Origin of the sequence: Streptomyces sp. NPDC001544, assembly GCF_042894285.1 — a bacterium.
GTDB lineage: Bacteria > Actinomycetota > Actinomycetes > Streptomycetales > Streptomycetaceae > Streptomyces.
The window spans coordinates 19,762-32,948 of the sequence record NZ_JBIAVN010000022.1 but is presented as its reverse complement, the minus strand read 5'-3'; the positions used below and the strand labels follow the sequence as shown (position 1 = coordinate 32,948).

At 72.8% G+C, this 13,187-nt stretch carries 9 protein-coding genes; 7 read left to right on the top strand and 2 right to left on the bottom strand.

Annotated elements, in window-relative coordinates:
- The first annotated feature begins 35 nt into the window (after nt 1–35).
- The 5 genes from ACFY0F_RS35225 (at nt 36) to ACFY0F_RS35205 (ending at nt 9,247) form a co-directional block, all read left to right on the top strand.
- A complete protein-coding gene (locus ACFY0F_RS35225) occupies nt 36–944 on the top strand; it encodes a carbohydrate ABC transporter permease (RefSeq protein ID WP_388803842.1) in 909 nt (302 codons plus the stop codon).
- A gap of 159 nt (nt 945–1,103) precedes the next feature.
- The gene (locus tag ACFY0F_RS35220; RefSeq protein ID WP_388803839.1) at nt 1,104–3,362 is read left to right on the top strand and encodes a CDP-glycerol glycerophosphotransferase family protein; all 2,259 of its coding nucleotides are present in this window, start codon (nt 1,104–1,106) and stop codon (nt 3,360–3,362) included.
- A 172-nt stretch (nt 3,363–3,534) separates the two neighbouring features.
- Nucleotides 3,535–5,736: a CDP-glycerol glycerophosphotransferase family protein gene (locus tag ACFY0F_RS35215; protein WP_388803836.1), complete on the top strand. Its 2,202-nt coding sequence runs from the start codon at nt 3,535–3,537 to the stop codon at nt 5,734–5,736.
- A gap of 5 nt (nt 5,737–5,741) precedes the next feature.
- On the top strand, nt 5,742–7,976 hold the full coding sequence (locus tag ACFY0F_RS35210; RefSeq protein WP_388803833.1) for a CDP-glycerol glycerophosphotransferase family protein: 2,235 nt from the start codon (nt 5,742–5,744) through the stop codon (nt 7,974–7,976).
- Nucleotides 7,973–9,247, top strand: coding sequence for a hypothetical protein (locus ACFY0F_RS35205; RefSeq protein ID WP_388803830.1), 1,275 nt, complete (start codon nt 7,973–7,975; stop codon nt 9,245–9,247). Before ACFY0F_RS35210 ends, ACFY0F_RS35205 begins: the two co-directional genes overlap by 4 nt.
- Before the next feature lie 22 nt (nt 9,248–9,269).
- Here ACFY0F_RS35205 and ACFY0F_RS35200 read toward each other — a convergent pair whose 3' ends face one another.
- The gene (locus ACFY0F_RS35200) at nt 9,270–9,683 is read right to left on the bottom strand and encodes an organic hydroperoxide resistance protein (RefSeq protein ID WP_388803827.1); all 414 of its coding nucleotides are present in this window, start codon (nt 9,681–9,683) and stop codon (nt 9,270–9,272) included.
- A gap of 124 nt (nt 9,684–9,807) precedes the next feature.
- Here ACFY0F_RS35200 and ACFY0F_RS35195 point away from each other — a divergent pair, with 124 nt between their 5' ends.
- Nucleotides 9,808–10,296, top strand: coding sequence for a MarR family winged helix-turn-helix transcriptional regulator (locus tag ACFY0F_RS35195; protein ID WP_388803824.1), 489 nt, complete (start codon nt 9,808–9,810; stop codon nt 10,294–10,296).
- Here the strand turns inward: ACFY0F_RS35195 and ACFY0F_RS35190 are convergent.
- Nucleotides 10,247–11,812, bottom strand: a complete 1,566-nt coding sequence (locus ACFY0F_RS35190; protein ID WP_388803821.1) for a glycosyltransferase family 39 protein — start codon at nt 11,810–11,812, stop codon at nt 10,247–10,249. The genes ACFY0F_RS35195 and ACFY0F_RS35190 overlap by 50 nt on opposite strands.
- Nucleotides 11,813–11,905: 93 nt before the next feature.
- Between ACFY0F_RS35190 and ACFY0F_RS35185 the strand changes: the two genes are divergently transcribed.
- Nucleotides 11,906–13,159 carry a glycosyltransferase 87 family protein gene (locus ACFY0F_RS35185; RefSeq protein ID WP_388803818.1) on the top strand — a complete coding sequence of 418 codons (1,254 nt, stop codon included), beginning with the start codon at nt 11,906–11,908 and terminating at the stop codon, nt 13,157–13,159.
- The last annotated feature ends 28 nt before the right edge of the window (nt 13,160–13,187 follow it).

Sequence of the window (13,187 nt, the reverse complement as noted above, 5' to 3'; positions counted from 1 at the left end):
AGCAACATCCGACGGCTCAGGCGGGAGGTGCGGCGATGACCACGCATGCCGGGAGCATCGGCAAGGTGGCGCCCGCGGAGGGGGTGAAGGCCAGGCAGTCACTGGGCTCCAGGCTCGTGGAGAAGCTCGGCGGCGGACTGGTCCGGGTCTTCCTCATCGTGGTCGGCCTGTTCTGGCTGGTCCCCACCATCGGTCTGCTCGTCTCCTCGCTGCGCGCACCGGAGGACATGAGCGCCACCGGCTGGTGGCACGTCTTCAGCAAGCCGTCGCAACTCACCTTCGACAGCTACCAGAAGCTGCTGGAGAACAGCGACATCACCAGCTCCCTGTGGAACACCGTCCTGATCACCGTCCCGGCGACCGTCCTGGTCGTGGTCATCGGCTCCCTCGCCGGGTACGCCTTCGCGTGGATGGAGTTCCCGGGCCGCGACTGGTGGTTCCTCGGCGTCGTCGGCCTGCTGGTCGTACCGGTGCAGGTGGCGCTGATCCCGATCGCCGAACTGTTCGGCAAGATCGGCCTGTTCGGGACCATCCTCGGGGTGGTGCTGTTCCACGTGGGCTTCGGTCTGCCGTTCGCGGTGTTCCTGCTGCGGAACTTCTTCGCGGAGATCCCCCGCGAGCTGCTGGAGGCGGCGCGACTGGACGGCGCCGGTGAACTGCGCCTGTTCGCCCGGGTCGTGATGCCGCTCGGCGGGCCGGCCATCGCCAGCCTGGGCATCTTCCAGTTCCTGTGGGTGTGGAACGACATGCTGGTCGCGCTGGTGTTCACCAAGTCGGGCAGCCAGCCGATCACGGTCGCGCTGCAGACCCAGGTACGTCAGTTCGGCAACAACATCGACGTCCTGGCACCCGGCGCGTTCATCTCCATGGTGATCCCGCTGGCCGTGTTCTTCGCGTTCCAGCGGCAGTTCGTGACGGGCGTGATGGCGGGCGCGGTCAAGTAGGCGCAGCCGCAGCGCTGTTCGCAAGGGGTGGGCCGGGACGTGGGCCCGCCCCTTCGCATTCGCCCGGATGTCCCCCACATGCCGTACGAACCGTAACCAAATCACTCCATCGGCCGTTCCCGGCCACAACGTCCGCGCCGAGAGACCGATGGATGCCCCTTGCCCAGGTTCAGTGTCATTGTCCCCGCGTACAAGGTCCAGGCGTACCTGCCCGAGTGCCTGGACTCGGTGCTCTCGCAGTCGTGCCCCGACCTCGAACTGATCGCCGTGGACGACTGCTCACCGGACGCCTGCGGGGAGATCATCGACGAGTACGCGGCCCGGGACCCCCGTGTGCGGGCGGTGCACCTGCCGGAGAACCAGGGCCTCGGCCGCGCCCGCAACGCGGGCATCGCGCAGGCCGGGGGCGACTACCTGGTCTTCCTGGACGGCGACGACACCCTCACCCCGGGCGCGCTGCGGGCGATCGCCGACCGGATCAAGGAGACCGGCGAGCCGGACGTCCTGGTCTACGACTACGCGCGTACGTTCTGGACCGGTGAGGCGGTCCGCAACAACGTCGCGTCCGAACTGGCCGAGCGAGGCCCGGCGCCCTTCCGTCTGGAGGACCGGCCCGGTCTGCTGAAGGTGCTGATGGTGGCCTGGAACAAGGCGTGCCGACGGGAGTTCGTCGAACGCGCGGGGTTCCGCTTCCCGCCGGGCTACTACGAGGACACCCCCTGGACGTTCCCGGTGCTGATGGCGGCCGGGTCGATCGCCACGCTCGACCGGGTGTGCGTGCACTACCGGCAGCGCCGGCAGGGCAGCATCCTGCGCACCACCAGCCGCAGGCACTTCGACGTCTTCGACCAGTACGACCGGGTGTTCGCGTACGTCGAGGAGCGGCCGGAGCTCGCCCGGTGGCGGCCGATGCTGTACCGCCGCATGGCCGACCACTTCGCGGCGGTGTTCACCCGCCGGGACCGGCTGCCGCGCGGCACCCGCGCCGAGTTCCTGCGGCTGGCCCGCGACCGGCTCCGCCGCCACCACGCTCCCGGCGCCCCCGCCCCCCTGCGTGCCCGTCTCGGCCACGCCCTGCTCCGTCTGGGCCTGCACCGCACCTACCGCGCCCTCCGGCTCATCGGGGCCGGATGCCGTCGCACGGGCAGGCTCGCCGCCAAGCCGGCCCGCATCGTGCGGGCCGCCGCGCTCCGGCTGCACTACCGGATCCAGTTGCGCCTCCCGCTGCGCGCCGACCGCGCGGTGTTCGCCGCCCACCACGGCCGCCACGGCGGCGACCCGGGCGCGCTGGAGGCCGCGTTCCGCACGCACGCCCCGCACATCCGCACCGCCTGGATCGCCCGCCCCGAGCACCAGCACACCATCCCGCCGGGCCCGCGCCGGGTGCGCCCCGGCAGCGCCGCCCACTGGACGGCGCTGGCCCGATCCACGTACCTGGTCCATGACGCCGGGTTCGACCGGCGCCTGGTCAAGCGCCGGGGCCAGGTGTTCGTGCAGACCGGGCAGGGCACCCCGCTCGGGCACATCGGCCTGGACCTCCAGGAGCGCCCGGCGGCCGCTCGGGACACCGACTTCGCGGAACTCCTCGACGAGGTCGACAAGTGGGACTACGTCCTGTCCGCGAACCGCCACACCACCCTCACCGGGGAGCGTGTCCTCCCCGGCCGCTACACCACCCTGGAGTACGGCCGCCCGCGCAACGACGTCTTCCAGCGGGCCACCGCCGCGGACGTGACCCGGCTGCGCGAGTCGCTCGGCGTTCCGCACGGGTCGGTGGCGATCCTGTACGTCCCCGCCCACCGCGACTACCGCCGCACCCAGCAGCCCGTCCTCGACCTGGAACGGATCCTGCGCCGGCTGGGGCCGCGCCATGTGATCCTGGCCCGCACCCGCCATGGGGGCGCCGGCCGGCCGGGTGAGGGCGGCCGGATCATCGACGTCGGTGATCACCCGAGTGTCGAACAGCTCTGCCTCGCCTCGGACGCGCTGCTCACCGACTACGCGTCGATCATGTTCGACTACGCCGGCCTGGACCGCCCGATCGTCGTGCACACCGAGGACTGGGAGGCGTACGACGCGGCCCGCGGCACCTACTTCGACCTGCGTTCCTTCCCGCCCGGCGCGGTCGCGCGCAGCGAGGACGAACTGATCGACATCTTCGCCACCGGCCACTGGTGCGGCTCCCACGCCACCCGGTTGCGCACCGCGTTCCGGGAGCGTTTCTGCCCGCACGACGACGGACGCGCCGCGGAAAGGGTCGTACGGCACGTCGTGCTGGGCGAGCCGGCGGGGCTGCCCGGGGTCGTGCCGCTGGAGGCCCGGCACCCGGTGCCGTCGGCGGCATCGGGGCTCGCGCGCTCCCCGCTCGCCACCGTGCCGCAACCTTCCGGCTCCCTCCCCGTCACCGATAGCCGCTGAACACCGTTTGCCCTTCTGGGAGTTCCCATGCCCCGCAGCACCTCGCGGCCCACTCCGTCCCGGCCGTCCACCTGGCGGCCGGCCGGGCGGCCCGGCCGCGCCCGTACGGCCTGAACACCAGGGCGGACCGAGTCGGCCCCAGGGGATCAGGACAGACAACAGAAAGAACAGAATGCCCCGCTTCAGCATCATCGTCCCGTCCCATGGGGCCGCCGGCCGGCTGTCCCAGGCGCTGGACTCGGTTCTCGCCCAGTCCTTCGGCGACTTCGAGCTGCTCCCGGTCTGCGACGCGCCTGACGCACCGGCGAGCGGTGTCGCCTCCGGGTACGCCGAGCGGGATCCCCGGGTGGCACCGGTGCACTCGCCGCCCTCGGACGGGCTGGCGGGGGCGCGCAACGCCGGGATGCGGGCGGCGACCGGTGACTGGCTGCTGTTCCTCGACGGCGACGACATGCTCGTGCCGGGCGCGCTCGCCGAACTCGACGCCCGGCTGCGGGAGACCGGCGACGTCGACGTGCTGTACTTCGAGCACGAGCGGGCGCCCTGGTGGACGGGCGAGCCGGCCAACACGGCCGCCCCGCTGCTGGCGCGGGCCCCGGGCGGCGCCTTCTCCCCCGACCAGGCCCCCCGGTTGACCGGCGTGCAGCTTCCCGCCTGGAGCGCGGCCTACCGCGGGGCGTTCGTCGCCGAACACGGACTCACCTTCCCGGCCGGGCATTTCACGGACCTCGGTTTCGGGGGGCTGTGCGCCATCCGGGCGGAGCGTGTGGCGGTGCTGCGCCGGGTGGTCGTACGGCACCGGCTGCGCCGGCAGGGCAACCGGCTCAACGCGCCGGGCGAGCACCAGCTCGACCTGCTCGACCAGGCGGAGCTGGTGCTCACCCTCGCCGCGGAGGCGGGGCTGTCGCCGGACCGGTCGGCGGCGCTGTTCGAGCAGGTCGTCGCCACGGTCCTCAAGGCGGTCGCCTATCCGCGGCGGCTGCCCCCGCGGCTGCGCCGCACCTTCTTCCGCAAGGCCGGCCGGCTCTACCGGCGGCACCGCCCCGCCGGTTTCCGGGTGCCGGGCGGCAGTCTGGGGGTGCAGCACCGGCTGCTGGCGGCCGGCGCGTACACGGCGTTCCGCGCGCTGCGCGCCGGCAACCAGCTCGCGGCGCGGGCCGCCCAGCTCGGCCCGCGCCCGCGCATGCTGCGCACCCGGCTGTTCTACCGGCGCCGACTGCGCCGCCCGCTCGACCCGAACCTCGCCGTGTACTGCGCGTACTGGGGCCGCGGATACGCCTGCAGCCCGGCGGCGATCCACGCCAAGGCCCGTCAACTCGCCCCGCACGTCCGCTCGGTGTTCCTGGTGGAGCCGGACGCGGTGGACAGCATGCCGGCGGACGTCGAGCACGCGGTCATCGGCAGCCGGAAGTACTGGGACGTGCTCGCCCGCGCCAAGTACCTGATCAACAACGCCAACTTCGCGGACGCCGTGGTCAAACGCCCCGGCAGCGTGCACCTGCAGACCCAGCACGGCACCCCGCTGAAGAAGATGGGCGTCGACCAGTCGACGTATCCCGTGGTGGCGGCCGCGACCGGCAGCTTCGCCAAGCTGCTGGCCCGGGTGGACCGCTGGGACTACAACCTGTCCTCCAACAGCCACTCCACCCAGATGTGGGAACGGGCGTTCCCCGGTTCGTACGAGGCCCTCGAGTACGGCTATCCGCGCAACGACGTCTACTACACGGCGACCGCCGACGACGTCGTCCGCGTCCGTCGGGAACTGGGCGTCCCGGAGGGCAGGACGGCCATCCTGTACGCCCCCACGCACCGCGACCACGCCTCCGGTTTCGACGCCCGGTTGGACCTGGAGGCGTTCTGCGAGGCGATCGGCGAGGACTACGTCGTGCTGCTGCGCGCCCACTACTTCTACGACCGGGGCGCCGCCCGCGCCGACGGCAGGATCATCGACGTCACGGGGCACCGCTCCTCCGAGGACGTCTGTCTGGCCGCCGACGCCCTGATCACCGACTACTCGTCGATCATGTTCGACTACGCCAACCTGGACCGGCCGATCGTCGTGTACGCGGACGACTGGGACGTGTACCGGGAGGTCCGGGGCGTCTACTTCGACCTCATGGAGGCTCCTCCGGGCCGGGTGGCCGCGACACCGGAGGCGTTGGCCGCCCTCTTCCGTGACGGCTCCTACGCGGACGAGCGCGCCGCCGCCCTGCGCGCCGCCTTCCGGGAGCGTTTCTGCCAGTTCGACGACGGACGCGCGGCCGAGCGTGTGGTGCGCCGGGTGCTGCTGGGCGAACCGCCCGAGTCGATCCCACCCGTGATCCCGCTGGCCGAGCGGATCCCGGCCCCGACGCCCGTCCTCGAGAGGAGCTGACCGAAGTGCCCCGCTTCAGCATCATCGTCCCCGTCTTCAAGGTGCAGGGCTTCCTGCACGAGTGCCTGGACTCGGTGCTCGGCCAGTCCTTCGCGGACTTCGAGGTGATCGCGGTCGACGACCGCTCTCCCGACCGCTGCGGCGCGATCCTCGACGAGTACGCCGACCGCGACTCCCGGGTGAAGGTGCTGCACCTGCCCGAGAACGTCGGCCTCGGCCGGGCCCGGAACGCGGGCCTGGAACAGGCGAGCGGCGACTACGTCCTCTTCCTCGACAGCGACGACCACTACACGCCGGGCCTGCTGGAGGCCGTCGCGGCACGGCTCGACGCGACCGCGGACCCGGACATCCTGGTCTTCGACCATGTGCGCACCCACTGGTGGGGCCGGGGCGGTCCCAGCGCGACGGCCGAGCTGCTGGCCGCCGCGGGAACGGACGCCTTCGGCATCCGGCAGAGCCCGCAGTACCTGCATCTGTTCCTGGTCGCCTGGAACAAGGCCTTCCGGCGGTCCTTCTTCCTGGAGCACGGTCTGCGGTACGCGCCCGGTCTGTACGAGGACGCGCCGGTCACCTACCGGGCGATGGTGCTGGCGGACCGGATCGTCTGCCTGGACCGCGTCGGGGTGGAGTACCGGCAGCGCCGGCAGGGCGCGATCACGAAGACCCCGGGGCGCCGGCACTTCGACATCTTCCAGCAGTACGAGGGCCTGTTCGCGTTCCTGGCGGAGCGTCCGGACCTCGCCTGGGCGCGCCCGCTGCTGTTCGAACGGGCCCTGAACCACATGCTGTACGTGCTGGCCCAGGAGGACCGCGTCACCCCGGCGGACCGGCCGGACTTCTACCGCGCGATCCGCTCCTTCCACCGCCGTCACCTGCCCGCGGGGTTCACCGCGCCGGACGGCGACTCGGGCCTGAAGATGCGGTTGCTGGCGACGGCGCCCTATCTGTCGTACGCGGCGCTGACCGGTCTGGGCAGGTTGGGCAGGGCCGCCGCGAACCAGGGCCGGCGTGCGGCGGGGACGGTCGCGCGGCCCGCCCGAAGGACCTGGTACGCGGCGCAGTCGAGGCGCCCGCTCGACCCGCACCTCGCCGTCTACTCGGCGCTCCACCACGGGGGCGTGTCCGGCGACCCGGCCGCGATCCACGCCAAGGCACTTCAGATCGCGCCGCACATCCACGGCGTGTGGGTGGTCAGGGAGGACGCGGTCGGCTCGCTGCCTCCCGGCATCGACCATGTGACGCCGGGTTCCCGCCGCTACCACCAGGTCATGGCGCGGGCGACGTACTGGGTGAACAACGTCAACTGGCCGGGCACGGTCGTCAAACGGCCCGGGAGCGTCCACATCCACACCCATCTGGGCACGCCGCTGAAGTACATGGCGGCCGATCTGCTGACGAAGCCGGGTGCACGGCACGGGTTCAACGTGCCGCAGATGCTGCGCCGCGCCGACCGCTGGGACTACAGCCTGGTCGCCAACCGCCACTCGGAACTGGTGTGGGACCGGGCGTATCCCTGCCACTTCACCTCGCTGCGGACCGGGAGTCCGCGCAACGACGTCCTCGTCGGCGCGGCCGACGGGGCGGGGGCAGAGTTCCGGTCCCGGCACGGCATCCCGGAGGACCACACGGTCGTGCTCTACGCCCCCACCCGCCGCGACTACCGCCGGGGCGGCCACGTCGACCGGATCGACCTGGCCCGGTTCGCCGCGGACCTCGGGGAGGGGCACACGCTCGTCGTCCGTCTGCACCCGTCGCTGGCGACGGGACCGGCGCGCCGTTTCGGGCTCACGGAGCTGCACCGGCGCGGGGCGCTCGTCGATGCGACGGACGAACCGCACGTGGAGGAGGTCATGCTGGCCTCCGATGTCCTGGTCACCGACTACTCGTCCCTGATGTTCGACTACGCCAACCTCGACCGGCCGATCGTGGTCCACGCCGACGACTGGGGTGCGTTCGCGGCCTCCCGCGGCGCCTACTTCGACATCACGGCCCAGCCGCCGGGCCATGTCTCCCGCTCCCACCGGGAGTTGGTGTGGCTGTTCGCCTCTGGGGGCTGGCGGGACGAGGAGTCGGCGCGGCTGCGGGCGGAGTTCCGGGCGCGTTTCTGCGAGTTCGACGACGGGCGGGCCGCGGAACGGGTGGTGCGGACCCTGATGCTGGGTGAGTCGATGCCGGAGCCGGCCGTCGCGGTCCGGGTGCCGGAGCCCGCCGCCGGTCACGACCAGCTCGCCTCGACATGAGGGCACGCACCTGGGCCGCGGTCGTGGCCGCCGTCTTCGCGCTGCTGCAGTCGGCCAACGTGGAGGGCCGCGGAACCCCCGACTCCGAGAACTACGTGTCGTACGCGCTGAGTCTGAGCGGCGAGGACACCCGGTCGGCGGCCCGCGCCACCATCGACTGGTCGTGCGCGGGCCAGGCCGCCCTGGCGCGCCGCGGCCAGAGCGTGGACGTGGTGCACTTCCACCGGCCGGACCCCGGCCCGCGGGTGCTGGCCGAGTGCCGGGCCGACGAGTGGCGGCGGGTGGAGCGGCGGCTGCGGGCCGGGGAGTCCGTGGGGCATGTGGCGCCGTTCATGTCGGCAAGGATGCGGCCGATCTTCGAGGTGCGGCCCGGCTACCCGCTGTTCCTGGTGCCGTTCGTGGTGGTCTTCGGGGTGACGTGGGGGGTGTGGCTGGCGAGTGTGGTCGTCTCGGCTACGGCCGGAGTCCTCGCGTTCCTGGTGCTGCGCACCCTGTCCGTGTCCGTGCGGTGGGCGCTGGCAGGCCAGGCGCTGTTCTACGTCCTGCCGTGCGGGGCGACGGCGATGCGCCCGATGACGGAGGGCCTCCTGCTTGCGCTGTCCCTGGCGGCGGTGTGGGGCTGTGCGCTCGCCCTGACCGGCCGGGCGCGGGCGGGGACGGCGTTGACCGCCTGCTCGCTGGTCTCGCTGTTCGCGGTCAAGCACTCGCAGGCGCTGTTCCTCGGGCTGTGCCTGGCCGGTGCGGGTGCGGTGGTGGCCGTACGGCGCCGGTGCCGCGGCCGGTCCGCGGGGCGCGGGGTTGTGGCGCTCACGGCGGTGGGCTGTGGTGCCGCGCTGGGGACGGTACTGCTGGCGCGGCTGCTCGGTTATCCGTCCGAGTCCGAGAGCCTGCAGGATCTGCTGACCGGCCACTTCGCCCGTCCGGACCGTGTCCACCCGTGGGCTGAGCTGCTGCAGCTCGAGGGGAACTTCTGGCTGGAGTGGTCGCGTCGGCAGTTGTGGGAGCCGCTGTTCGCGGCGGCGCTCGCGGCCGGGGCGTGGGGTGCGGTGCGCCGGCCCGCGTTCGGCTGCTTCCTGCTGGGGGCGGCGTTCACGGGCATCCTCACCCAGGCCGCGCACCCCGACATCTCCATCGGGGGCGACCGGCTGATCGTGCTGGCCTGGCTGCTTCCGGTGGTCGGCGTGCCGCTGCTGCTGGAACGCCCCGGCCGGCGTCCGCTGCCGGTGCCCGCGCAGGGACACGCCGGCCGGGAGGTTCACTCGGCGAAGTGAGGAGGGCCGAGGGGTGCGTCGGTCACTCGACGACGAGGTCGACCTCTATGTTGCCGCGGGTGGCGTTGGAGTAGGGGCACACCTGGTGGGCGGTCTCGACCAGCTTCCGGCCGGTCGCCTCGTCCACGGTGTCGGGCAGCTCCACCCGCAGCGTCACCTTCAGGCCGAAGCCCTCGCCCTGCTTGCCGATGCCGACCTCGGCGGTCACCGCGGCGTCGCTGACGTCCACCTTCGCCTGGCGGCCGACGAGTCCCAGGGCGCTGCCGAAGCAGGCGGCGTAGCCGGCGGCGAAGAGCTGCTCCGGGTTGGTGCCCTGGCCGTCGCCGCCCAGCTCCACCGGCGGCGCCAGCTTCACGTCGATCTTGCCGTCGTTGGTGAAGGCACGGCCGTCACGGCCGTGGGTGGCGGTGGCGACGGCGGTGTAGAGCGCGTCCATGGATGACCATCCCTCTCGAAACGTCATGTCCCGGCGGTCCTCGGTGGCCGCCGTACGACCACAAGTACAGCACACAATTCAGTTGCGTACAACTAAATAACTCGCCAAGAGCTATCCTGGAGCCATGACCGCCACTTCGTCCCCCTCCCCGATCGCCGAGGCCGACTGGCTCCGTCTGGACCGCCAGATCTGCTTCTCCCTGCACGCCGCGTCCCGCGCCTTCAACGGCGTCTACCGCCTGATCCTCAAGGACCTCGGCCTCACCTACCCGCAGTACCTGGTGATGCTCGTCCTGTGGGAGCACGGGGACCTGCCGGTCAAGAAGCTGGGCGAACACCTGCGCCTGGACTCCGGCACGCTCTCGCCGCTGGTCAAACGCCTGGAGGGGGCCGGACTGGTCCGCCGGGAGCGCAGCACGCGCGACGAGCGCTCGGTGGAGGTGCGGCTGACCGAGGAGGGCACCGCGCTGCGCGAGCGGGCCCTTCAGGTGCCGCGCCGCATCGTCGAGGTGACCGGCCTGGACCTCGACGAGATCGGTGAGCTGCGCGCCCGCCTCGACCGGCTCACGAGCGCACTGGACGCTGCCGCACTGGACATGCCCGAGCACCCGTAGGGTCTGTCCGGCGGACGTAGAGCCGCATGATCATTCCGTCGCGTGCGGACAGCTCCCGCAGCACGAACCGCTCCTGCACGACGGCCAGCTTGGCCCGGTCGACGGGATCGCGGGGATACCAGGCCGCGTCGGCGGTGCGTCGCTCGGCGACGACCCACACCCGGTCGAGGCCGGCCAACCTGCGCCGCAGCAGTCCCGGGCCCACCTCACGCCCGTACAGGGTGCCGGACGCGGGCGCGCCGGCCGCCAGGGCCACGTCCCGGGTGCCGCGGAACCCGGCCGGGTACGCCAGCGCCGTACTCCGCGCCTGCGACGGGAGGAACAGCACCGGATCGCCGGGGCGCAGCTCTCGGGCGGCGTCCGAGGACATCGCGGCGAGGTTGTCGGGACGGTGGTTCGACTCCCGGTCCTGGCGCAGGACCGGGAGCTGGTGGACGAAGGCGAGGGCGACGGCCAGGACACCGGTGAGGGCGAGGAGGGGAACGCGCGCCCGCCGGAGCTCCGGCCCTGCGGCTCGGGCCAGCCGGCCGGCCACCCGGTCGGCCCCGGCCGCCACCAGCAGCGGCGCCCCCGCGAGCGCGTAGAGCACGTACCGGGGGACGTACAGCGGCGTGAGGAGCGAGGCCAGCATGAGGGCCCCCGGCGGCACCACCGCCAGCGGCAGCGCGACGCCCGCGCACGTCAACTCCCCGCGCCCGCCCACGAGCCGGGTCAGCCCGAGGGCGGCCAGCACCAGGCAGGTCCAGTACACGCCGTCGGTCGGTCCCGCGAACTGCCGCAGCAGCTCCCACGCGGTGTCCGCCGTCGGCTCCCGCACCCAGGCGACCTGCGCCGACTGGGCGTGCGAGACCACCACCATCGGCAGCAGCGCGACCACCACGGCCGCGGCCGCGCAGCCCCATCCCCGCCACACCCTGCCCGGCACCCGGGCCAGGGCGAGCGTCGAGGCGTGGGCGAGCAGGAGCAGGACCGCGAGTTCGTGCAGCCAGCAGGTGACGCCGAGGACCGTGCCGTACGCCCACCAGGACCGGCCGCCGGCCGGCACCGCGCGCACCAGGAGGAGGGTGGCCCCGGCCGCCCCGGCCGCGACCATGGCGTAGGAGCGGCCCTCCTGCGCGTAGTGCCCGACCATCGGCGTGAGCGCGTAGAGCAGTCCGGCCCACAGCCCGGCGCGGGGCCCGGCCAGCCGGCTGCCGAGTGCGGCGACGAGACCCGTGGCCAGCACCGCCGCGCACACCGACGGCAGCCGGAGCAGGACCTCGCCGGGGTGGGCGGCGAGGACGGCGTGCATGAACAGGTAGTAGAGGCCGTGCACCGCGTCGACCCCGTGCAGGAGGCGCCAGATCTGCGGCACCGTGCGCCGCGCCACCTGGAAGGTGACCGCCTCGTCGCGCCACATGCCGCCGCGGTCGATCCCCCACAGCCCGACCACGAGCATCACGGTCGCGGGGACGGCAACCGCCGCGCCACGGCGGACACGACTCTGCTCCGGGTCGACCAGGGAACGGATGCTCACCACAGCCCGATCTTTTGCGATTAGCAAACGTTTGGTGTGTATTGACGGCGTATCAGCATCAATACACCATCCGCGCGGCTTACCCTCCCTGGGATGAACCGCCGTGTGCTCTCCCTCGCCGTCGCCTGGCCGGTGACCCGCGCCACCATGCTGTGGCTGCTCGTCCACGACTCCGTCCCCCTGCTGGGCCGGGGCTCCGTCGCGCGTGAGGTGTGGCGGCTGTACTTCCACTGGTTCGGCGTCCTGTCGCGGGGCGCCTTCCCGGCGCACGACACGCTGTGGCAGTACCCGCCGGGCGCCGGCGCGGTGCTGCTCGCGCCGGGGCTGCTGCCCGGGCTGACGTACTTCCAGGCGTTCGTCGTGCTCACCCTCGTCGCCGACGCGGTGATCGCGCTGGCGCTGGTCCGCGCGGGCACCCGGCCGGGCCGCAGCCTGCGAGGGGCCGCGCTGTGGGTCGGCGCCCTGCCGCTGCTGCTGCATCTCCCGCTCGCCCGCTACGACGTACAGGTCACGGCGTTCGCCGTCATCGCCCTGTTGACGTTGCCGCGCTCCCCGCGCGTGGGCGGGGTGTTCGCGGTGCTGGGCGGGCTGGTGAAGGTGTGGCCGGCGCTGGTGCTGCTCGGGGTGGAGAGGGGGCGTGCGACCCGGTCGGCGTGGACATGGGCGGCGGGAGCGGGGACGCTCGCCTTCGGGATCCTCGCCGGACTGTTCGACAACCCCCTGGCGTTTCTGCGGCAGCAGGGGGGCCGCGGGATCCAGATCGAGTCCCTCGGCGGTACGGCGCTCAGCCTGGCCACCCATGCGGGCTGGACCGGCAGGTCCCGCTACCGGTACGGCGCGGTCGAACTCGTCGGCCCGCACGTCTCCGCCGTCGCCACCGTCTGCCTCGCGCTCACCGCGATCGCCTTCGGGCTGCTGGTGCTGTGGCGCGTACGGGCCCGGCGCTGGACCGAGGCGACGCCGTACGACGCCGCGCTGGGCGCCGTGCTGCTGTTCACCGTCACCAGCCGGGTCATCAGTCCGCAGTACATGGTCTGGCTGCTCGGCCTGGCCGCCGTCTGCCTGACCTCCCGGCACACCGTGCAGCGTCCGGTGGCCGCGCTGGTGGTGGCGGCGAGCGCGGTCAGCGCCGTGGCCTATCCCGCGCTCTACCGGGAGGTCGTGGGCTGCACCTGGACGGGGTGCGCGCTGATGCTCCTGCGCAACGGACTCCTCGCGGCCGCCGCCGTACTGTCCCTCGTCCGGCTGTGGCGCTCCACACGGCTCCCGGCGGCGGACGCCGCGCCGGTGACCGGACCCCGCCCCGCCTCCGCCCGCCTTCCCCATCGGGCAACGGTTCCCCATTAGCGCATGACCGGCCATCATTCGTACGCTT

Excerpts from the sequence above, each read along its gene's own strand:
- ACFY0F_RS35225 (WP_388803842.1), top strand. The coding sequence starts at position 36 with ATGACCACGCATGCCGGGAGCATCGGCAAGGTGGCGCCCGCGGAGGGG.
- ACFY0F_RS35215 (WP_388803836.1), top strand. The coding sequence starts at position 3,535 with ATGCCCCGCTTCAGCATCATCGTCCCGTCCCATGGGGCCGCCGGCCGG.
- ACFY0F_RS35205 (WP_388803830.1), top strand. The coding sequence starts at position 7,973 with ATGAGGGCACGCACCTGGGCCGCGGTCGTGGCCGCCGTCTTCGCGCTG.
- ACFY0F_RS35200 (WP_388803827.1), bottom strand. The coding sequence starts at position 9,683 with ATGGACGCGCTCTACACCGCCGTCGCCACCGCCACCCACGGCCGTGAC.
- ACFY0F_RS35195 (WP_388803824.1), top strand. The coding sequence starts at position 9,808 with ATGACCGCCACTTCGTCCCCCTCCCCGATCGCCGAGGCCGACTGGCTC.
- ACFY0F_RS35185 (WP_388803818.1), top strand. The coding sequence starts at position 11,906 with ATGAACCGCCGTGTGCTCTCCCTCGCCGTCGCCTGGCCGGTGACCCGC.